Consider the following 20,276-nt stretch of genomic DNA (forward strand, 5'->3'; position numbering starts at 1 on the left):
GTGGTGGCGTGGGGCGGGGTCAAATGCCGTGCCCCCTGTGGTGGAGCGCGGCGAGGACGGTGGGCGCGGAGACGAGACCGGCCGCCACGGCGAGCGCGATCGGCGCGCGCGGCTCGCCCAGCCGGGCCGCGAACGTGCGCAACGCCCAGCGGGCGGCCTCGCGGCGGTGCCCGAGCGCGGCGTGGCTGAAGGCGAGCTGGCCGTAGACCCGCGCCGCCCCACGAGGATCCCCCGCGAGTTCGGGGTGGCGGGCGAGCATCCAGTCGAGCCCGGCGATGCGGTCGGCCCAGCGCGTCGCGTAGTGGGATCCGCCCCACCGCACCCGGACCAGCGGACGGTCGACCTGCACGATCGGCCGGCGCCTGGCGGCGCGCAGGGCGAGGTCCCAGTCTTCGTTCTGCCCTGCGGGGGCGGACTCGTCCAGCCACAACGAGCCGCGCTCGAACAGGAACGTCGACGAGTGCACCATCACCATCCGCGAACGGACGAGGTCGCCGGCCGTCACCGTCGAGGCGCCGGCGAGGCGGGTCACCCGGCGGCCGGCGTATTCGACCTCGATGCCGCAGCTCGCGAACTCGCCGCCGTCACGCAGCGCCCGCACCTGCGCGGTGAGCTTGCCGGGCAACCACACGTCGTCGTCGTCGCAGAACGCGACGAGGTCGGTGTCGCACGCCGAGATGCCGGTGTTGCGTGCCCCGGGAAGCCCGGGGGTGAGCGCGTTGGGCAGGACCCGGACCCGAGGGGACGATCCGGCCGCCACATCGGCCACCTGCCGGGCGACGTCGCGGGCCGCGGCGGCCGGCTCGGCGTCAGGGGTGTCGGCCACCACGACCACGGAGATCCCGCCGGGATGGTCTTGGGCGAGGACCGCCTCCACGGCCTCGCGCAGCTGGGCGGGGCGGTTGCCGCGGGTCGGGATCACCACGCCGACGGATCGTGTCATGCCGCGCTCCGATAGCCGTACCGGGCTCGGAGCGGCCAGGTGAGAACGTCGACGGCGCGCCGGTCGCGGCCCGCCAGCCCCGACACCCACGCGTCGTCCCGCCGCAGCTCCACCCGCCCCACGTGGAAGCGCATCGGGTTGCCCGAAGCCGTGTGGGAGGGGCCGAGCCAGGCGGTCGAGCCGTCGATGAAGGGCAGCTCCGCCGTGGCCAGGCCGAGGCCATGGGCCAGCCGGGTGAGGGTGGCCACGGGCGCGGCGACGAGGTCTTCGTAGCGGACGCGGATCACTCGCGCCCCGCGCCCGGCGAGAAGCTCGAGTGCGGCGTTCTGGGCCGTCCAGTGGACGGCGGTCCTGGCGGGGCCCCAGCGGGTCATGGGACGCCCGTCCTCGGGGCGCTCGACGGTCCTGCCCCAGGAGTGGGCGACGGCGCGCGGGTCTCGGACCACGTGGACGATCGACACGTCCACGCCCGCGGCGACCAGGCAGCACGCCAGGGACGCGTGCTTGCTGGAGTCGATCACGACCGGCGCGCCCGCGGCGGCGTAGAGCGTTTGGTACGCCCGCGCGTATTCGGCCAGGTCGGGATGCGCGATGCGCGGGATTCTGCGGGTGCGGTCGACCCGGCGCCTCAGCGTCAGGACCCTTCCGGCCACTGACGTGGTCCAACCACCGAACGCCCGCTCCCCGACCGCACGCCAGAAGGCGCAGGCAGGGAAGGCCGCACCGCACCCGCAGAGCTCCTGCGCGAGGACGCCCCTCTCCCAGAGGTGCACCACCTCTCCCAGCGCCACCACGCCGGGCAGCTCGCCCAGGAGCCTCTCCAGCAGCGTGGTGCCGCTACGGCCGAGGCCGCCCAGGTAGATGACCCGGGTAGGTGGGTGGTCGGTCAAGGAAAAGGGCCTTCGCGTCGCCAACACGGAACGCGACAACCCTAGCGCGGAGCGTAATCAAACGGTCACGGATCAGCCAAAAGATCTACCTCAGTGCGCGTCCATGACCATGCCGGCGGCGACCGTGCCGTTCGTGGCCTCGTCGACGAGGATGAACCCGCCGGTCATCCGGTTGCGGGAGTAGTCGTCCACGAACAGCGGCTGGGTGATCCGCAGCGACACCCTCCCGATCTCGTTGAGGCCGAGCGACGTGGCCTCCTCGTCCCGGTGCAGGGTGTTGACGTCGAGCCGGTAGTGCAGGTCGCGCACCAGGGCGCGCGCCGTACGGGTGGTGTGCTTGATCGTCAGCTTGGTGCGCGGCGTCAGCTTGATGCCGTCGGCCATCCAGCAGACCATCGCCTCCAGCTCCTGCGCGACGTGCGGCTGGTTGTTGGGCCTGGCGATCATGTCGCCGCGCGAGATGTCGAGGTCGTCCTCGAAGCGCAGCGTCACGGACATGGGCGAGAACGCCTCCTCCACCGGACCGTCGAATGTGTCGATCGACGCGATCCGGGTGGTGAGGCCGGAGGGCAGGTGCATCACCTCGTCGCCCGGCTTGAGCACGCCGCCCGCCACCTGGCCGGCGTAGCCGCGGTAGTCGTGGAAGGCGTGGTCGGTGGCCCGCTGCGGGCGGATCACGTATTGGACGGGGAAGCGCACGTCGGTCAGGTTGCGGTCGGAGGCGATGTGCACGTTCTCCAAGTGGTGCAGCAGCGACGTGCCGAGATACCAGGGCATGTTCTCCGAGCGGGAGACCACGTTGTCGCCGTTGAGCGCGGAGATCGGGATGAAGGTGAGGTCGCCGACGTTCAGCTTGGACGCGAACGACGTGAACTCCTCCCTGATCTCCTCGAACCGCTCCTGCGAGTAGTCGACCAGGTCCATCTTGTTGACGGCGAGCACCAGGTGCGGCACGCGCAGCAGCGAGGCCAGGAACGCGTGGCGCCGCGACTGCTCCAGCACCCCCTTGCGGGCGTCGATGAGGATGATCGCCAGGTCGGCCGTGGAGGCGCCGGTGACCATGTTGCGGGTGTACTGGATGTGCCCGGGCGTGTCGGCGATGATGAACTTACGGCGCGGTGTCGCGAAATAGCGATAAGCCACGTCGATCGTGATGCCCTGCTCCCGCTCGGCGCGCAGCCCGTCGGTCAGCAGCGACAGGTCGGTGTATTCGGTGCCGCGGTCGCGCGAGGTGCGCTCGACGGCCTCGAGCTGGTCCTCGAAGATCGCCTTGGAGTCGTAGAGCAACCGTCCGATGAGGGTGGACTTGCCGTCGTCGACGCTCCCCGCAGTGGCAAAGCGAAGGATGTCCATCAGAAGTAGCCCTCTCTCTTCCTGTCCTCCATGGCGGCCTCGGACGACCGGTCGTCGGCCCTGGTGGCGCCGCGCTCGGTGATCCTGGTGGCCGCGATCTCCTCGATGATCTCCTCGACCGTGGTGGCCGGGGACTGCACGGCGCCCGTGCAGGTCATGTCGCCCACGGTGCGGTAGCGCACCACCGCCTCGAACAGCGGCTCGTCGTCACCGCGCTGGACGACGTCGGCGTCGGGCAGCAGCATGCCGTCGCGCTCGAACACCTTGCGGGTGTGGGCGAAATAGATGGAGGGGATCTCGATGCCCTCACGCCTGATGTAGTCCCAGACGTCGAGCTCGGTCCAGTTGGACAGCGGGAAGACGCGGATGTGCTCGCCCTTGCGGATGCGGGAGTTGTAGAGGTTCCACAGCTCGGGGCGCTGGTTCTTCGGATCCCACTGGCCGAAGTCGTCGCGGAAGGAGAACACCCGCTCCTTGGCCCTGGCCTTCTCCTCGTCGCGCCTCGCTCCGCCGAACACGGCGTCGAACTCGTGCGCCTCGATCGCGTCGAGCAGCGTGGTGGTCTGCAGGCGGTTGCGCGAGGCGCGCCGGCCCGTCTGCTCGACGACCCGGCCCTGGTCGATCGACTCCTGCACGCTGGCCACGATCAGGCGCGCGCCGAGCTCGGCCGTGCGGCGGTCGCGGAACTCGATGACCTCGTCGAAGTTGTGGCCGGTGTCGACGTGCATGAGCGGGAACGGGATGGGCGCGGGCCAGAACGCCTTCTCCGCGATGCGGAGCATGACGATCGAGTCCTTGCCTCCGGAGAAGAGCAGACATGGACGCTCGAACTCGGCGGCCACCTCACGCATGATGTGAATGGCCTCTGCCTCGAGCACGTCGAGCTGCGACGTCGTGTAGTCGCGCTGGAGCATGGAAGCTTCCTCCGGAGGTCAGCGGTGCAGGTCCCGGATCCCGGCGAGCAGGGATGCCGCCAGCTCGGGTAGGGAAACCAGGATATCGGGTAGGGACGGGTCGGCTTGGTTGTAGATCAGCTCGGAGCCGTCGATGCGGCTCGCGTGAACCCCTGCGGCCAGGGCGACGGCGACCGGCGCGGCGGAATCCCACTCGTACTGGCCCCCGGCATGTACGTACGCCTCGACCTCGCCGGTGAGCACCGCCGAGATCTTCGCCCCTGCCGACCCGATCGGCACGAGGTCGGCGCCGACCAGGTAGGCCAGCTTCTGGACGAACTCGGGCGGCCGGGTGCGGCTCACCGCGATGCGGAAACGCCCCTTCACGTGGGCGGGAGGCTTGGGCGGGTCGGCGGTCGTCAGCGTGCGGCCCTGGGCGGGCAGCGCCACGGCGCCCGCGGCCAGCCTGCCGCGCTCCCACAACGCCACGTGCACGGCCCAGTCGGACCGGCCCTGCTGCGCGTCCATGGTCGCGCTCCCCACGGCCCCTTCGTGGTCACGCAAGCTACCGCCTCCGGGGCCTGCTCGCCGCTCTGTGCCCGTGGTCGCGCTCCCCACGGCCCCTTCGTGGTCACGCAAGCTACCGCCTCCGGGGCCTGCTCGCCGCTCCGAGAACTCGCGGGTGCCGTCCAGAGGATCGACGATCCACACCCGCTCGGCGGTGAGCCGGCGCGGGTCGAGCCGCTCCTCGCGGGTGGCCTCCTCCGACAGCACGCAGTCGCTCGGCCGCAGCCTGGACAGCGACTCCATCAGCAGGACGTGGGCGGCGCGATCGCCCTCGGCCCGCAGCGCCGCGGGGTCGTCGAACCCGGTGCGCTCACGGATCCTCAGCAGCCGCTCGCCGGCCTCGGTGGCCAGGTCAGCGGCGAGGGCGTGATCGTCGCGAATCGTCATCAATAAGCTCCTTGCCCGCGGGCGACGGCCGACCAAGTCTTCCACAGGATCTGGAGGTCCAGGGTGAGGGACCAGTTCTCGACGTAACGCAGATCTAGACGGACGGATTCCTCCCACGATAGGTCAGATCTACCGTTGACCTGCCACAGCCCGGTCAGCCCAGGGCGTACGAGGAGTCTTCTGCGCACGTCGTCACCGTAGCGCGCCACCTCCTCGGGCAGCGGCGGGCGGGGACCGACGAGCGACATGTGACCGCGTACGACGTTGATGAGCTGGGGCAGCTCGTCGAGCGAGTGGCGGCGCATCAGCGCGCCGAGCGGCGTGACACGCGGATCGTTGCGCATCTTGAACAGCAGCCCGTCGCGGTCGCTGACCAGGGTGATCTTCTGCCGCTCCGAACCGCGCCTCATGGTGCGGAACTTCACGATGGTGAACAGCTTCCCGCCCTTGCCGACCCTGGTCTGCCGGAACAGCGCGGGCCCTGGGCTCGTCACGCGGACGGCGATCGCCAGCACCACCAGCGCGGGCGCCAGCAGCACGAGCAGCGCGGCCGCGACCAGCCGGTCGAAGACGTTCTTGACCAGTTGCCTGGCCCCGGTGAGCTCGGGATGCTCCACGTGCAGCAGCGGCAGCCCGGCGACGGGCCTGATCGTGGTGCGCGGGCCGGCGACGTCCATCAGCGCGGGTGCCACCACGAGCTCGGTGTGGGTGCGCTCCAGCCGCCAGGCCAGCCGCCGCAGCGCCTGGCCGTCCATCTCGGGGCAGGCGAGCACGGCCACGGTGTCGGCGGTGTACTGGCCGACCGCGATCGGCACGTCGCTGAAGTCGCCGGCGACCGGCACCTCGCCCACGCCTTCTCCGGCCCGGCCGCCGGGCAGGCAGGCCGCCACGACGTCCATGCCGTGGTGGCGTTCCCTGCGCAAGAGCCGCATCAGCTCGATGATCGCGACCGGGTGGCCGACCGCGACCACCCGGCGCATGCACTCGCCCGCCGCCCTGCGCCGGTGCAGCGAGCGCCGCAGACCGTATCGGAGCACCAGCGTGAAGAGGGTGACCAGGGGCAGCGCCAGCACGACGTAGCCGCGGGCGACGTCGGTCTTGGTCACGTAGGAGCCGATGGCGGTCACCGCGGTCAGCGCCACGCCCGCCTGCAGGATCCTGCGGAACTCCTCGGAGCCGACGCCCAGCATGCGCGGCTCGTAAGCCCTGTTGAGCGCCACCGCGCAGCACCACACCACCGGCAGAGCCAGGCTGACCAGGAGGTACGGCAGCACGTAGGGGGTGAGCCCGCCGAACCTGACCGTGAAGGCGATCGTGGCCGCGGCGCCCGCCCCGCACAGGTCGGCCAGCACGGCGCGCAGCCGGTAGGAGCGCACCCAGGAGGGCACGCGCGGCCCGGCTCCCCAGGAGACGACATGACCGTTTCCGGCGACGGCCATGAGCCCTTCACCGCGCACACGCGCCTCCCCGGTGACCATTCCCGTACGGACAGTCACAGATCGTAGCGGCGGGGAAGCGGGTGAACCGGCGAACGACTCTATGCGGCGATCAGCGAGGTGGGCCGGAAATGTGTAGATCAGCCCGGTGGAAGTCGTTCTGGGTGGCCTCGAGGCCGCGGGCCATCAGCGACTCCACCACGTCGGCCGCCCGGTCGACGAGGAAGGGCAGGTCTTTGCGCTCGGCGGTGGCGAAGTCTCTGAGCACGTAGGCGGCAGGGTCCATGCGGCCGGGCGGGCGTCCGATGCCGAAACGCACCCGCAGGTAGTCGCGGGTGCCGAGGACCTTGGTGATCGACTTGAGGCCGTTGTGGCCGTTGTCGCCGCCGCCGAGCTTCGCCCGCAGCGCGCCGTAGGGGACGTCGAGCTCGTCGTGGACGACGATCAGCCGGTCGGGGCCGATCTTGTAGAAGTCGGAGAGCGCCTTGACGGGCCCGCCGGAGAGGTTCATGTAGGTCAGGGGCTTGGCGAGGATGGCCTGGCGGGTCTCGCAGACCTCGGCCCGGCTCTTGTGCGCCTTGAACCGCCCGCCGGCCCTGGAGGCCAGCTCGTCGAGCACCATGAAGCCCGCGTTGTGCCGGTTGCCCGCGTATTCGGGCCCTGGATTGCCCAGCCCGGCGATCAGCCAGCGATCCATGTGATCCCCTCATAGCGCAACGGAGCGGCTCGCGCGAAGCCGCCCCGTTGTCCTGACAACCCGTTATTCGGCGGAGGCCTCGGAGCTCTCGGGAGCCTCGGCAGCCTCGCCCTCGGCCTCGGCGCCCTCCTCCGGAGCCTCGACCGGCTTGTTGATGACGTGGAGGACCACGGCGTCGGCGTCGGCGGACAGCGTGGTGCCCTCCGGGAGCGGGAGGTCGGAGGCGGCGATCACACTGCCGACCTCCAGGCCCTCGACGCTGACCTCGACGCCGGTCGGGATGTGGGTGGCCTCGGCCTCGACGGCGATGGAGACGAGCTGCTGGTCGAGCAGGCCGTCGGGGTGGACGTCGCCGACCGTGGTGACCGGGATCTCGACGGTGACCTTCTCGCCGCTCTTGACCAGGAGCAGGTCGACATGCTCGACGAAGCCCTTGATCGGGTCGCGCTGCACGCCCTTGGGCAGCGCGAGCTCGTTGACGCCGTCACCCTCGAGGCGGATCAGCACGTTGGGCGTGCGGAGCGCGAGCAGCACCTCGTGGCCGGGCAGGGTCAGGTGCTGGGGGTCGGTGCCGTGCCCGTAGAGAACGGCGGGCACCTTGTCCGCGCGACGGATCTTGCGGGCGGCGCCCTTGCCGAACGCGGTGCGCTGCTCGGCGGCGATACGTACTTCAGACACGACATCTCCTAGGGATGCATCATGATCGGATCGGTGAGCGCTCCCCCTCACCCGCCCTAGCGGAAGGCGTTACGAGCGCAACCCCTGTAGTCTACCGGCTGGCCGGCCTCCGGCCGACCGGCCTTCACTCGCCCGCTCGATCACGTGTCGCCCTCGAAAAGGCTCGTGACGGAGCCGTCCTTGAAGATCTCGGTGATGGCGCGGGCGATGAGCGGCGCGATCGTCAGGACGGTCAGCTTGTCGAACCTGTTGGCCGGCGACAGCGGCAGCGTGTTGGTGACGATGACCTCGCTGATGCGGGAGTTCTTCAGCCGGTCGACCGCCGGGTCGGAGAAGACCGCGTGGGTGGCGGCGGCGATGACGTTGGTGGCGCCCTGCTCGTAGAGGGCGTCGGCGGCCTTGCAGATCGTGCCCGCGGTGTCGATCATGTCGTCGATCAGCACACACGTGCGGCCGCGCACGGTGCCGACGACCTCGTTGACCTTGACCGAGTTGGCCACGTCGAGGTCGCGCCGTTTGTGGATGAACGCCAGCGGGGTGCCGAGCGTGTCGGCCCAGCGCTCCGACAGGCGGACACGGCCGGTGTCGGGCGAGACGATGGTGGTGTTGGCCAGGTCGAGTTTGTTCTTCAGGTAGTTTTCCAGCACCGGCATGGCGAACAGGTGGTCGACCGGGCCGTCGAAGAAGCCCTGGATCTGCGAGGTGTGCAGGTCGATCGACATGAGCCGGTCGGCGCCGGCGGTCTTGAACAGGTCGGCCATCAACCTGGCCGTGATGGGCTCGCGGCCGCGGCCCTTCTTGTCCTGGCGGGCGTAGCCGAAGAACGGCATGACCACGGTGATGCGCTTGGCGGAGGCCCGCTTCAGCGCGTCGACCATGATGAGCTGCTCCATGATCCACTTGTTGATGGGCCCGGTGTGGCTCTGGATGACGAAGGCGTCACAGCCGCGTACGGACTCGAGGTAGCGGGCGTAGATCTCGCCGTTGGCGAAGTCGATGAGCTTGGTCGGTGTGAGGGAGACACCGACGTGCTCGGCCACCTCTTCTGCCAGCTCGGGGTAGGCCCGGCCGGAGAAGAGCATGAGATTCTTCTCGCCTGGCTGCTTGATGCTGGTCATGAGACCCCCTTCGTCGGTCTCACGACCACGGTGCTGTGCTGCTCGATGACCTCGGCAAGCTCGGTCATGCTTCTTTCTCCTGATCCTGCTCGGCCAGCGCCCGCTGGGCGGCCGCGGCCGACTTGGTGCCCGCGCGCCTGCGCAGGACCCATTTCTCGATGTTGCGCTGCCGCGCTCGTGCCACGCCGATCGAGCCCGGAGGGACGTCGTCGGCGATCACCGAGCCCGCCGCAGTGTAGGCGCCGTCGCCGACGGTCACGGGGGCGATGAGCATGGTGTCGCAGCCGACGAACGCGCCGTCGCGCACAGTGGTGTGGTGCTTGTCGACCCCGTCGTAGTTGACGAAGACGGTGGAGGCGCCGATGTTGACGTCGTCGCCGATCGTGGCGTCACCGGCGTAGGACAGGTGCGGCACCTTGGAGCGCTCGCCGACCTTGGTGTTCTTCATCTCGACGAACGTGCCTGCCTTCGACCTGCGGCCGATCACCGTGCCGGGGCGGAGGTAGGCGTAGGGGCCGACGTTGGCCTCCGGCCCGATGTCGGCGTGGTCGCAGACCGCGTTGCGGACGGTCGCACCCGCCCCGACCCGGGTGCCGGTGAGCGTGGTGGCGGGGCCGACCTCGGCGCCCGCCTCGATGACGGTGTCGCCGTGGAGCTGGGTGCCCGGGTGGATCACCGCGTCGGGCGCGATGCGTACGCTCACGTCGATCCAGGTGCCGGCGGGGTCGATGATCGTGACGCCGGCGCGCATGTGGGCCTCCAGGAGGCGCCGGTTGAGCACCTGGCGGGCGGCGGCCAGCTGGACGCGGTCGTTGACGCCCTCGACCTCGACGAAGTCGCCGGCCACGCACGCCCCGACCCGGTGGCCGTCGCCGCGCAGGATGGCCAGCACGTCGGTGAGGTATTCCTCACCCTGGGCGTTGTCGGCGGACACCCGCTTGACGGCGTCGGCCAGCAGCTCGCCGTCGAAGGCGTAGATGCCGGAGTTCATCTCCTTGATGGCGCGCTGCCCGGCGTCGGCGTCCTTCTCCTCGACGATCTCCAGCACGGCGCCGGACTCGTCGCGGATGATCCGCCCGTAGCCGGTCGGGTCGGGGACCTCGGCCGTCAGCACGGTGACCGCGTTGCCGTCGGCGTCGTGCCGTTCGAGCAGCGTGGCGAGCGTCTGGGGGCGCAGCAGCGGCACGTCGCCGTAGGTCACCAGGACCGTGCCGGAGATCGTGCCGACCTCTTCGAGGACGGTGCGTACGGCGTGGCCGGTGCCACGCTGCTCGTTCTGGACGACGGCGCGCGCGTCGGGGCTGGTGGCCGCCAGGTGGTCACGCATGCGTTCGAGCGCGTGGCCGATCACCACGATGAGCCGCTCGGGGCCGAGATCGCGGGCGGCGGCGAGCATGTGGTCGAGCAGCGCGCGGCCGCACAGCTCGTGCAGGACTTTCGGGGTCTGGCTTTTCATCCGGGTGCCCTCGCCCGCGGCGAGGACGATGACGGCTGCCGGGCGCGGCACACTCACGGACTGAGGCTCCCTGTGGCTGGACGGATCAGGGTTGTTCGGTGCGGCTACCGCACCGACACCCTCCCGACACCGTGAGGATACCTGGCCTCAGCCAGGACGCTCAGCGGGGGGATCACCTCCAAGCTCCCGGAAGAGGACTCGAACCCCTACAAAGTGGACCAAAACCACTTGTCCTGCCGATTAGACGATCCGGGACAGATCGGACACGTGGCGTCCGACACGTCCCTACGATACCGAGCCCGCACGTGCGCGCGCGCCCGGAATTACGCCCCGGCTCCGCGTGGCGGGTGATCCACCCAGGTGAGAGCGGCGATGCGGATAACTCACCCTTAACAGACCGGTCAAAAAGTCGCAAGGCACGAACCCCACCCACCTTGCCCGGCGGATCGTCACCTTCACCATATTCCAGGCTTAGGTCTTCCTTACTTACGCTGGCGTAGGTTACGGTTGCGTAGCCGGACATTCGTCCCCATAAAGGCCCTTGGAGGTCGCCCATGACCGTTACCACCGCACGTTCCAGCCCTGCCCCGAAGCCGGACTTCGAACCAGAGCCACGGTCGAAGACCGAACTCGTCACCTTCTCCCTCGTCGTCGGGCTGCCCCTCGTGGCGATCGCGGCGGCCGTACCGCTGGCATGGGGTTGGGGCCTCGGCTGGACGGACGTCACGATCGCCCTCGTCTTCTACGTCGTCTCAGGGCTCGGCGTCACCGTCGGCCTGCACCGCTATTTCACGCACGGATCGTTCAAGGCCAAGCGGCCGCTCAAGATCGCGATGGGCATCGCCGGCAGCCTGTCGCTGGAGATGTCGGTGCTCGACTGGGTGGCCACCCACCGCAAGCACCACAAGTTCTCCGACAAGGAGGGCGACCCGCACTCGCCGTGGCGCTTCGGCCCCGGCGTCAAGAACATGACCAAGGGCCTGCTCTACGCCCACATGGGCTGGCTGTTCGAGAGCGAGCGCACCAACAGGGAGAAGTACGCCCCCGACCTGTGCAAGGACCCCGACGTCATCAAGCTGCACAAGTGGTTCGCCCCGCTGGCCCTCGTCTCGATTATCCTGCCCGGCCTGCTCGGCCTGCTCATCACCTGGTCCTGGCAGGGCGCGCTGACCGCGCTGTTCTGGGGCTCGCTCGTCCGCATCGGCCTGCTGCACCACGTGACCTGGTCCATCAACTCCATCTGCCACGTCTTCGGCGAGGAGGACTTCCAGGTGCGTGACAAGTCGCGCAACGTGTGGTGGCTGGCCATCCCGTCCTTCGGCGAGTCGTGGCACAACCTGCACCACTCCGACCCGACCTGCGCCAGGCACGGCGCGCTCAAGGGCCAGATCGACCTGAGCGCCGGGCTGATCCGCATCTTCGAGCGGCTGGGCTGGGCGTACGACGTCCGCTGGCCTACTCCGGAGCGGCTGGCGGCGAAACGCATTGCCTGAAGCCGAACAGCCGAAGGGCGGCCACGCCGCCGTGGCCGTCATTATGGAGACCGTGACGGAACCCCGATCCCGCAGGCGCATGTCCGGTAGCGAGCGAAGAGAGCAGCTGGTCCGCATCAGCCGCACGCTCTTCGCGGAGAAGGGGTTCGACGGGACCTCGATCGAAGAGATCGCCGCTACCGCGCAGGTGTCCAAGCCCGTGGTCTACGAACATTTCGGCGGCAAGGAAGGTGTCTACGCGGTCGTGGTCGACCGCGAGATGCAGACGCTGCTCGGCATGATCACTGAAGCCCTCGCCGCCTCCCACTCCCTCATCAAGCTGGAGCGGGCCGCACTGGCCCTGCTGCAGTACATCGAGGAGAGCAGCGAGGGTTTCCGCATTCTGGTGCGCGACTCCCACGCCGCTTCGGGCACGGGCACGTTCGCGAGCCTCATCAGCGAAATCGCGAGCCAGGTGGAGGACGTCCTCGCCGACGAGTTCGCCGCCCGCGGCTACGAGCCCAAGCTCGCGCCGATGTACGCGCAGATGCTGGTCGGCATGGTGGCGCTGACCGGGCAGTGGTGGCTCGACGTGCGCAAGCCGGGGCGCGAGGAGGTGGCCGCCCATCTGGTCAACCTGGCGTGGAACGGTCTGACAGGGCTCAACCCCAGCCCGGCCATCAGCCTCACCACCCGCAAGCTGACGCCGCCGGTCAAGGCGCGCGCCAGTGACAAGGAGCTGCGCGAGCTGGAGAAGGCGCGCGAGAAGGAGCTCAAGGAGGCCGAGAAGATCCGCCAGCGCGAGCTCAAAGAGGCCGAGAAGGCCCGGGTACGCGAGCTGAAGGAGCGCGAGCGGCTGTTGAAGGAGGCCGAGAAGGCCCGCGAGCGGGAGGAGAAGATCCGTCAGCGGGAGGCCCGGCTGGCCGAGCGCGCGGCGCGTCTAGGCCAGGTAGATCATCAAGAGTGACTCTTGAACACGCAGGTCATCACGGGTGACGATGAGGTTGAGCAGGGCTGACCGATGAGGTGAGCCGTTGCGACTACGTTAACGTTCTGTTCAACCAATCGGGGCAATATACGCCATATGTCCGCGGAAGCGTTTCACCCCGCCAACGACCTGCCCCTCCCCCAGGAAAGATTCCTCAACCGCGAGGAGAGCTGGCTCCAGTTCAACGAGCGGGTGCTCGAACTGGCCGAGGACGCCTCGCTCCCGCTGCTGGAACGGGTGCGCTTTCTGGCGATCTTCGCGAGCAACCTCGACGAGTTCTTCCGCGTACGGGTGGCCGGGCTGAAACGGCGGATGGCCACCGGCCTGCTGCTGCGGACCAAGAGCGGGCTCAAGCCCCGTGAAGAGCTGGCCAGGATCGGCACGGTCGCCGACGAGCTGGCCAGACGGCACGCGGCGGCCTTCCACCACCACATCCTCCCTCAACTGGCGGGCGAGGGCATCGAGATCGTCAGGTGGGACGACCTGGGCCGGGAGGAGCGCACGGAGCTGCGCAAGCTCTTCAGGGAGCGGATCAGGCCGGTGTTGACGCCACTGGCCGTCGACCCCGCCCATCCTTTTCCCTATATTTCAGGGCTCAGCCTGAATCTGGCCGTCCTGGTGCGCAACCCGTCGACCGACCACACCGTTTTCGCGCGGGTCAAGGTCCCCTCGCAGTTGCCGCGGTTCGTCCCCGCGTCCAAGGACCGGTTCGTGCCGCTGGAGGACGTCATCGCGGCGCATCTCGGCCAGCTCTTCAAGGGCATGGAGATCCTTCAGCACCACGTCTTCCGCGTGACCAGGAACGAGGATCTCGACGTGGACGAGGACGTCACGGAGAACCTCATGCAGGCCCTGGAGAAGGAGCTGCTCAAGCGGCGCTTCGGCCCGCCGGTGCGGCTGGAGGTCGAGGACACGATCACACCCGAGGTGCTGGCGCCGCTCGTGGAGGAGCTGGAGCTGGCGCCGCACGAGATCTACCGGCTGCCGGGGCCGCTCGACCTGAGCGGCCTGCACGCCATCGCCGACCTCGACCGCGGTGAACTCGGCTACCGGCCGTTCGTGCCCGCCGAGGTGATCAACGCCGAGGACGACGTCTTCTCGATCCTGCGCGAGCGCGACCTGCTGCTGCACCACCCGTACGACTCGTTCGCCACCAGCGTGCAGCGCTTCATCGAGGTCGCCGCGGCCGACCCCCGCGTCCTGGCCATCAAGCAGACCCTCTACCGCACCAGCGGCGAGTCGCCCATCGTGGACGCCCTGATCGACGCGGCCGAGGCGGGCAAGCAGGTCGTGGTGGTCGTGGAGATCAAGGCCCGCTTCGACGAGCACGCCAACATCTCCTGGGCCCGCAAGCTCGAACGCGCCGGCTGCCACGTCGTCTACGGCGTCGTCGGGCTGAAGACACACTGCAAGCTGGCGCTGGTGATCCGCCAGGAGGCCTCGGGCGAGCTGCGCCGCTACTGCCACATCGGCACCGGCAACTACAATCCCAAGACCGCCCGCCAGTACGAGGACTTCGGCCTGCTCACCGCGGACCCGCTGGTCGGCGAGGACGTGACCGACCTGTTCATCCACCTGACCGGCTACTCCAACCACTCCGCCTACCGGCGGCTGCTGGTCGCCCCCCACTCCATGCGCAGCGGGCTGCTGGCCAGGATCGAGCGGGAGATCGCCCACCAGCAGGCCGGCCGCCCGGCCAGGATCAGGATCAAGACGAACTCGCTGGTGGACGAGCCGATCATCGACGCGCTCTACCGGGCGTCCAGGGCCGGCGTGCCGGTGGATCTCTGGGTGCGGGGTATCTGCACGCTCCGGCCGGGGATTCCAGATTTGTCCGAAAATATCCGCGTAAGGTCGGTCTTGGGACGCTTCTTGGAGCACTCCCGGGTGTACGAGTTCGGCCTGGGCCGGCGGCCGGAGGTCTGGATCGGCAGCGCCGACCTGATGCGCAGAAACCTGGACCGCCGCGTCGAATCCCTGGTCAAGGTGACGGCCCAGCAGCACAAGACGTACCTCGTCGAGCTGATGGACCGGGCCATGGCCGAGACGACCAACACGTGGTGGCTCGGCTCCGACGGCGTCTGGGTCCGCCACCAGGGCGAGGACCTGCAGAGCCACCTCATCGGCACCCGCCGCTGGAGGACCGTTGATGACTGACCTGCTCCGCGCGGCCGGGGCCGTGGTCTGGAGGGGCGAGGAGAGCAGCCCCGACGTGGCCGTCATCCACCGTCCCGCCTACGACGACTGGACCTTCCCCAAGGGCAAGCTGAAGTCCGGCGAGCACGTGATCGCCGCCGCCCTGCGCGAGGTGCGCGAGGAGACCGGCCTGACGGTCGTGCTCGGCCGCGCGCTGCCGCCCATCCACTACCTCAGGTCCGAGCGGCTCAAGCGGGTGGACTACTGGGTGGGCAGGGCGATCGCCGACGACGGGTTCGTGCCCGGTGACGAGGTGGACGAGCTGCGCTGGCTGCCGGTGGACGAGGCCAGGCGGCTGCTGACGTACGAGTGGGACGTGGGGCTGCTGCGGGCGCTGGCCGCCGCGCCCCTGGAGACCACGCCCCTCGTCCTCGTCCGGCACGGCTCGGCCGGCTCCAGGAACGAGTGGCCGGGCGAGGACGCGGAGCGCCCGCTCGACACCGCCGGGCGTGCCCAGGCGGCGAGCCTGGCCACCGCGCTGCCCGCCTACCGGCCCGAGCTGCTCGTGAGCTCCCCCAGCGTCCGGTGCGTCCAGACCGTGGAGCCGTACCGAGCCGCGCTGCCGCATGGAGCAACGATGCGGATCGAGCCGCTGCTCAGCGAGGAGGGCCAGGACCCGCGCAAGACCCCCGCCCTGGTCGGCGACCTCACGGCGCCCGCGGCGGTGTGCAGCCACGGGAAGGTGTTGCCCGCTCTCATCGAAGCGCTCAGCGGCAAGAGCGTGCACCTGCGCAAGGGCGCCTTCGCCGTGCTGCACCGGGCCGGCGGGCACGTCGTCAGCGTCGAGCGTTACCCGGCGTGAAAGCGGTCACCAGGTGACGGGCAGCCGGGCCAGCCCTTCGGTGATCCTGCCCTCGTTGCGCGGCAGCTCGTCGACGGGCACGGTCGTCCGCAGGCCGGGGAAGCGCTGGAACAACCTGCTGAACACGGCCACCAGCTCCACCCTGGCCAGGCTGGCGCCGATGCAGAAGCGCGGGCCGTACCCGAAGCTCAGGTGCGGATCGGTCTGCGGGCGGCGGATGTCGAACACGTCCGGATCCGGATAGATCCGCTCGTCCCGGTTGGCCGGGCCGAGCGTGATCACCACGGCCTCGCCCCTGCGGATCGTGACGTCGCCGATCACGATGTCCTCGTGGGCGTATCTGGGCAGGCCGTGCAGGCTCGGCGAGGCCATGCGCAGGATCTCCTCGACCGCGCCTGGCGCACGGCCCGGGTCGGCCTTGAGCAGGTCGAGCTGGCCGGGGTTGCCGAGCAGGAGCAGCACGCCGAAGTCGATGCGGTTGACCGTGGTCTCGTGCCCCGCGAACAGCAGCCCGCCGGCGAGCCGGGAGATCGCGCCGTCGTCGTCCAGCTCGTTCGCCAGATCGGACAGCACGTCCTCGGCCGGTTCGCGACGCTTGCGCTGGATGAGGTCCGCCATGTACGCGCCCATCTCCTCGCGGGCGGCCATGCTCCTGTCGTGGTCGAGCATGTCGCTCATGCGAACCGAGACGCCGCTGAAATACTCCCTGTCCCCGTACGGGACGCCGAGCAGGCGGCAGATGACCAGCACCGGGAGCGGGAAGGAGAGCTCGGCGTGCAGGTCCGCCGGTGGCCTCAGCCCGGCCAGGTGGTCGAGCAGCTCATCGACGAGCGATCCGACGTGGTCGCCGAGCGCCTTCATCCGGCGGGCCGAGAACGACGGCGCGAACAGCTTGCGCATGCGCTCGTGCTCGGCCTTCTCCGTGGCGGCGTCGCCCTGCGGGCCGCCGAGCAGGGCGGAGCTCGACAGGCGCGCCGCTTTGTCCGGCTCCGGGTGAGAACGTCCGAGCCGGGCGTCGATGAACAGCCGGCGCGCGTCCTCGTAGCCGCTGACCAGCCAGACCTCGTCACCCAGCGAGGTACGCACCTTGGCGATGCCCTCCTTGGCGCGCAGGTCCCGGTACGCGGCCGGCACCTCGAGCAGCCGGCTCCGTGCGAAGGGGATGACCGGAAGAGTCGTCATAGAACCTTGTTAACCGCTTCGACGGTCTCTGCCCAGACCTTGGGGAACTCGGCGTGTGCCCGATCGGCCTTGCTGCGCTCGATCCCGACGAGCAGCCCGTACGTGAAGGTGTCCTCGCCCGCCTGGCGGGCCTTCTCGGCCTCCTTCGCCAGGGTCTCCTGCGCGACCACGCCGTCCTGGTGCGTCCCCAGGATCTCCTGGACGTTCTCGGCGAGTTCGGCAAGCTTGGCCATGTTCTTGCCCAGCGTGGGTTGGAGCGCTTCCGCGGTGTACCGGGCGCGCTTGGCCGCCTTGCGCACGTCGTGCATGGCGAGCTCGCGGCGTTCGGGATCCCCGATGGCCTGGGCGGTGTCGTACGCCTGGGTCACGCGGTCCCAGTTGGCCGCCGCGATGACGCTGAGCCGCTCCTGCGCGGGCTTGGCCGCGGCCTTGCCCAGCTTCGGGGCGGAGACGAGGGCATCGAGCGTGTCGAGGAGGGTGTAGTAGCGTTCGCCGCTGAGCGCGTCCTTGATCCGCTCGTACGCCTCCTGCTCGCGTTCGAGCAGGTCCGCGCCGAGCCGGGTCTGGATGGGGCCCGTGACCAGCTCGGGGGCCAGCCCGTCCAGCGCCTTGCCGTACCTGGCCCTGATGACCTCCAGGTCGCGGGCCTCGCCGAGGACGGCGCCGAGCCAGCGCAGCTCGTCCTGGAGCCGGTCGGTGCCGGTCACGACGGTCTTGAACGCCTTGAGCGCGCTGCGCATCCTGCGGGCGGCCACCCGCATCTGGTGCACCGCGTCGTCCTCCGCCCTGCGTACGCGGGGGTCCTGCGAGAGGAGGGCGGTCACCTGGCCGGCCAGGTAGGCGACGACGATCTCGCCGGCCGTGCCCGGCTCGGTGGGGGCTTTGGGGAGCGGGGCGGGTTCGAGGAGTTTGGCGAGCTTGCTGGAGGAGGCCGACGGGGTCGCGCCCGCCTTCCTGAGCCGCTTGCCGACCTTGGCGAGCAGCGCCTTCTTGCCGCCTTCGAGCAGCTCCGCCTCGACCTCACGCCACCGCACGACCATGGGCTCCACGCCCAAGACGGTGCCCTTGACGCGGTCGTCGGCGATCTCGACGAGCCTCGCGTCGCCGTCGAACAGGACCGTGACGCTCCTGCGCGTGTCGAGCTGGGCGACCGGCTGGAGCTCTGCGCCGCGAGTGAAGGCGCGGACGAGCTCGCACAGCTCCGCTGGAACGATCTTGGTGCTGCGGGTGAGGGGATGGGTGATCTCCTGGCGCACGCCCTTGGCCTTGGGCAGCTTCAGGTGCCAGCCGGGATCGGCGCCGCCTCGTCGTCGTCTGAGGGTGACGCCCCGTGAGGCCAGCCGCAGATCGGGCGTGTCATAGTAGAGCGCCACGAGCTGGTAACTCTTCGGGCCGACGACCTCGGCCAGACCGCTCAGGTCCGGGATGTCGTACTCTGCGGTGACATCAAACTTGTCTTCGATCTCGATTCCCACTACACCTCGCAAAAGTCCGATTTCGGACAATAATGCCACCCTTAGGTGAACATCAGGCGAATTGCAGAAGCTCGATTCTGTTGCCCACCGGATCGAAGACGTAGATGCGGCGGAAGCCGGGAAAGAGGTCGTCCGGCACGGCTCCGGGGATCTTCGCGGCGTAGGCGTCGATGTCGTCGACCAGGAACGCGGGGTGGGCCTTACGCGCGGGCCTGAAGCCGTCCTCGATGCCGAGGTGCACCTCCACCCCCTCGCCCCTGAACCACGCGCCGCCGCGTCCGGCCAGCTCGGGCGGCTTGGGCACCTCTTCCAGGCCGAGCACGCCCGCGTAGAACTCCCGCAGCAGCGGCTCGCTCCCCGCGGGCGCGGCGAGCTGAACGTGATGCAGTGCTCTGATCATTGGCGTCGGCCTCTCATTTCTGCAGCACGACGAAGATCCGTCTGAACGGGAACGGCGTACCGTACTTTCTGGCCGGATATGCGTCGGCGAGCGACGGGGCGAGGTCGCGCTTGAACCGCCGCTGTTCGTCCGGGGCGAGGCGGTCGAAAATCGGGCGCAGGGCGGTGCCGGACACCCAGTCGAGCACCGGATGCTCGCCCTGGAGCACGTGGACGTAGGTCGTCTCCCACGCGTCGACCTGGGCGCCGCCCTGGTTGAGCAGATCGACGTAGTCGAGGGGGTGGCCGACCGGCTTCGGCCTGACGACGTCGCCGAGCCGGTCGGACCAGGCGCGGGAGGCGCACAGCTCGCGGATCGCGACATGGCTTGGCGCGTCGAAGTTGCCCGGCACCTGGAAGGCCAGCCAGCCTCCCGGCGCCAGCTCCTCGATCCAGTGCTCCAGCACGGAGTGGTGCTCGGGCACCCACTGCAGCACGGCGTTGGAGACGATCACGTCTACCGGCCGGTCGGGCCGCCACGTGGTCACGTCGGCGACCGCGAACCTGACCTTGGTCTCCAGCCGCCGCGCTTTGGCGATCATCGCGGGCGAGGAGTCGAAGCCCTCCACGGTCGCGCCGGGCCAGCGAACGCCCAGCTGGGCGGTGAGCTCGCCGCTGCCACAGCCGGCGTCCACGACATAGTCGGGATCGACCGCTCCGACCCGGGAGATCAGCTCGATGAACGGCCTCGACCGCTCGTCCGCGTAGACGGCGTACGTTAGAGGGTCCCACATATCACTTGACATGAAGATAATTGATATCGAGAGAGATATCTCGATGTCAAGACAGTACACTCTTGTGTCATGACCGAGGATGCTAGAGACGAGGTCGACCGCCTCGTCGCGGCTTGGCGGACGGAGCGCCCCGACCTCGACGTCGAACCGCTCCAGGTGCTCTCCAGGGTGTCACGACTGGCCAAGCATCTCGACCGGGCTCGACGGGCCGCGTTCGCCGAACACGACCTGGAGCCGTGGGAGTTCGACGTGCTGACAGCGCTGCGGCGGGCCGGCAAACCGTACGAACTCAGCCCAGGCGCCCTGCTGCGGGCCACACTCGTGACCTCCGGCACCATGACCAACCGCATCGACCGTCTCGCACAGGCCGGGCACGTACGGCGTCGCCCCGACCCCGAAGACCGGCGCGGCGTGCTCGTCTCCCTCACCGAGACCGGCCTCGCCCGCGTCGACGCCGCCTTCTCCGACCTGCTCCGCCGCGAACACGACCTCCTCTCCGGCCTCGGCCCCACCGACCAGCGCGCCCTCGCCTCCCTCCTCCGCACCCTCCTCGCCCCGTTCGACTCTCCCC

The 20,276-nt window shown here is 69.5% G+C and carries 19 protein-coding genes and 1 tRNA gene; 5 read left to right on the forward strand and 15 right to left on the reverse strand.

What is annotated here, in order from left to right; all coding sequences use genetic code 11:
- Nucleotides 1–19 precede the first annotated feature (19 nt).
- The 11 genes from E1294_RS43175 to E1294_RS43225 form a co-directional block, all read right to left on the reverse strand.
- Nucleotides 20–943, reverse strand: coding sequence for a glycosyltransferase family 2 protein (locus E1294_RS43175; RefSeq protein ID WP_132517106.1), 924 nt, complete (start codon nt 941–943; stop codon nt 20–22).
- Nucleotides 940–1,833 carry a sulfotransferase family protein gene (locus tag E1294_RS43180; protein ID WP_132517108.1) on the reverse strand — a complete coding sequence of 298 codons (894 nt, stop codon included), beginning with the start codon at nt 1,831–1,833 and terminating at the stop codon, nt 940–942. The genes E1294_RS43175 and E1294_RS43180 overlap by 4 nt, the downstream gene beginning before the upstream one ends.
- Nucleotides 1,834–1,923: 90 nt before the next feature.
- Nucleotides 1,924–3,186 (reverse strand): sulfate adenylyltransferase subunit CysN, encoded by a 1,263-nt coding sequence (cysN, locus tag E1294_RS43185; protein WP_132517110.1) that lies wholly within the window; start codon nt 3,184–3,186, stop codon nt 1,924–1,926.
- Entirely contained in the window at nt 3,186–4,100 is a 915-nt protein-coding gene (gene cysD / locus E1294_RS43190; RefSeq protein ID WP_132517112.1) for a sulfate adenylyltransferase subunit CysD, read from the reverse strand. The genes cysN and cysD overlap by 1 nt, the downstream gene beginning before the upstream one ends.
- A gap of 18 nt (nt 4,101–4,118) precedes the next feature.
- The gene (locus tag E1294_RS43195; protein WP_132517114.1) at nt 4,119–5,033 is read right to left on the reverse strand and encodes an inositol monophosphatase family protein; all 915 of its coding nucleotides are present in this window, start codon (nt 5,031–5,033) and stop codon (nt 4,119–4,121) included.
- Nucleotides 5,033–6,472 (reverse strand): sugar transferase, encoded by a 1,440-nt coding sequence (locus E1294_RS43200; protein ID WP_246083697.1) that lies wholly within the window; start codon nt 6,470–6,472, stop codon nt 5,033–5,035. Before E1294_RS43200 ends, E1294_RS43195 begins: the two co-directional genes overlap by 1 nt.
- Before the next feature lie 109 nt (nt 6,473–6,581).
- Nucleotides 6,582–7,166 carry an aminoacyl-tRNA hydrolase gene (gene pth / locus E1294_RS43205; RefSeq protein WP_132517116.1) on the reverse strand — a complete coding sequence of 195 codons (585 nt, stop codon included), beginning with the start codon at nt 7,164–7,166 and terminating at the stop codon, nt 6,582–6,584.
- A gap of 63 nt (nt 7,167–7,229) precedes the next feature.
- Entirely contained in the window at nt 7,230–7,844 is a 615-nt protein-coding gene (locus tag E1294_RS43210) for a 50S ribosomal protein L25/general stress protein Ctc (protein WP_132517118.1), read from the reverse strand.
- A gap of 140 nt (nt 7,845–7,984) precedes the next feature.
- Nucleotides 7,985–8,962, reverse strand: coding sequence for a ribose-phosphate diphosphokinase (locus E1294_RS43215; RefSeq protein WP_132517120.1), 978 nt, complete (start codon nt 8,960–8,962; stop codon nt 7,985–7,987).
- Between the two features lie 64 nt (nt 8,963–9,026).
- Nucleotides 9,027–10,475 (reverse strand): bifunctional UDP-N-acetylglucosamine diphosphorylase/glucosamine-1-phosphate N-acetyltransferase GlmU, encoded by a 1,449-nt coding sequence (glmU, locus tag E1294_RS43220; protein WP_132517122.1) that lies wholly within the window; start codon nt 10,473–10,475, stop codon nt 9,027–9,029.
- A gap of 126 nt (nt 10,476–10,601) precedes the next feature.
- Nucleotides 10,602–10,673, reverse strand: a tRNA-Gln gene (locus E1294_RS43225).
- Between the two features lie 299 nt (nt 10,674–10,972).
- Between E1294_RS43225 and E1294_RS43230 the strand changes: the two genes are divergently transcribed.
- The 4 genes from E1294_RS43230 (at nt 10,973) to E1294_RS43245 (ending at nt 15,876) form a co-directional block, all read left to right on the forward strand.
- On the forward strand, nt 10,973–11,911 hold the full coding sequence (locus E1294_RS43230; RefSeq protein WP_132517124.1) for an acyl-CoA desaturase: 939 nt from the start codon (nt 10,973–10,975) through the stop codon (nt 11,909–11,911).
- Between the two features lie 43 nt (nt 11,912–11,954).
- Nucleotides 11,955–12,857, forward strand: coding sequence for a TetR/AcrR family transcriptional regulator (locus tag E1294_RS43235; RefSeq protein ID WP_132517140.1), 903 nt, complete (start codon nt 11,955–11,957; stop codon nt 12,855–12,857).
- A gap of 117 nt (nt 12,858–12,974) precedes the next feature.
- Complete coding sequence (locus E1294_RS43240; RefSeq protein WP_132517126.1) at nt 12,975–15,035, forward strand: RNA degradosome polyphosphate kinase; 2,061 nt, start codon at nt 12,975–12,977, stop codon at nt 15,033–15,035.
- Nucleotides 15,028–15,876 (forward strand): NUDIX hydrolase, encoded by an 849-nt coding sequence (locus E1294_RS43245; protein WP_246083696.1) that lies wholly within the window; start codon nt 15,028–15,030, stop codon nt 15,874–15,876. The genes E1294_RS43240 and E1294_RS43245 overlap by 8 nt, the downstream gene beginning before the upstream one ends.
- Before the next feature lie 6 nt (nt 15,877–15,882).
- Here the strand turns inward: E1294_RS43245 and E1294_RS43250 are convergent, their stop codons facing one another.
- Genes E1294_RS43250 through E1294_RS43265 form a run of 4 tightly spaced genes read right to left on the reverse strand, consistent with a single transcriptional unit; the run spans nt 15,883 to nt 19,705 of the window.
- Nucleotides 15,883–17,058 carry a cytochrome P450 gene (locus E1294_RS43250; RefSeq protein WP_132517128.1) on the reverse strand — a complete coding sequence of 392 codons (1,176 nt, stop codon included), beginning with the start codon at nt 17,056–17,058 and terminating at the stop codon, nt 15,883–15,885.
- Nucleotides 17,055–18,533: a CYTH and CHAD domain-containing protein gene (locus E1294_RS43255; RefSeq protein WP_132517130.1), complete on the reverse strand. Its 1,479-nt coding sequence runs from the start codon at nt 18,531–18,533 to the stop codon at nt 17,055–17,057. The genes E1294_RS43250 and E1294_RS43255 overlap by 4 nt, the downstream gene beginning before the upstream one ends.
- A gap of 52 nt (nt 18,534–18,585) precedes the next feature.
- A complete protein-coding gene (locus tag E1294_RS43260) occupies nt 18,586–18,933 on the reverse strand; it encodes a VOC family protein (RefSeq protein WP_132517132.1) in 348 nt (115 codons plus the stop codon).
- Between the two features lie 13 nt (nt 18,934–18,946).
- Entirely contained in the window at nt 18,947–19,705 is a 759-nt protein-coding gene (locus tag E1294_RS43265; RefSeq protein ID WP_132517134.1) for a trans-aconitate 2-methyltransferase, read from the reverse strand.
- Nucleotides 19,706–19,774: 69 nt separating this feature from the next.
- Here E1294_RS43265 and E1294_RS43270 point away from each other — a divergent pair.
- Nucleotides 19,775–20,276 (forward strand): MarR family winged helix-turn-helix transcriptional regulator (locus E1294_RS43270; RefSeq protein WP_132517136.1); only part of this gene is annotated, 502 nt, incomplete at its 3' end.

It is taken from the genome of Nonomuraea diastatica (assembly GCF_004349015.1).
GTDB classification, from domain to species: Bacteria; Actinomycetota; Actinomycetes; order Streptosporangiales; family Streptosporangiaceae; genus Nonomuraea; species Nonomuraea diastatica.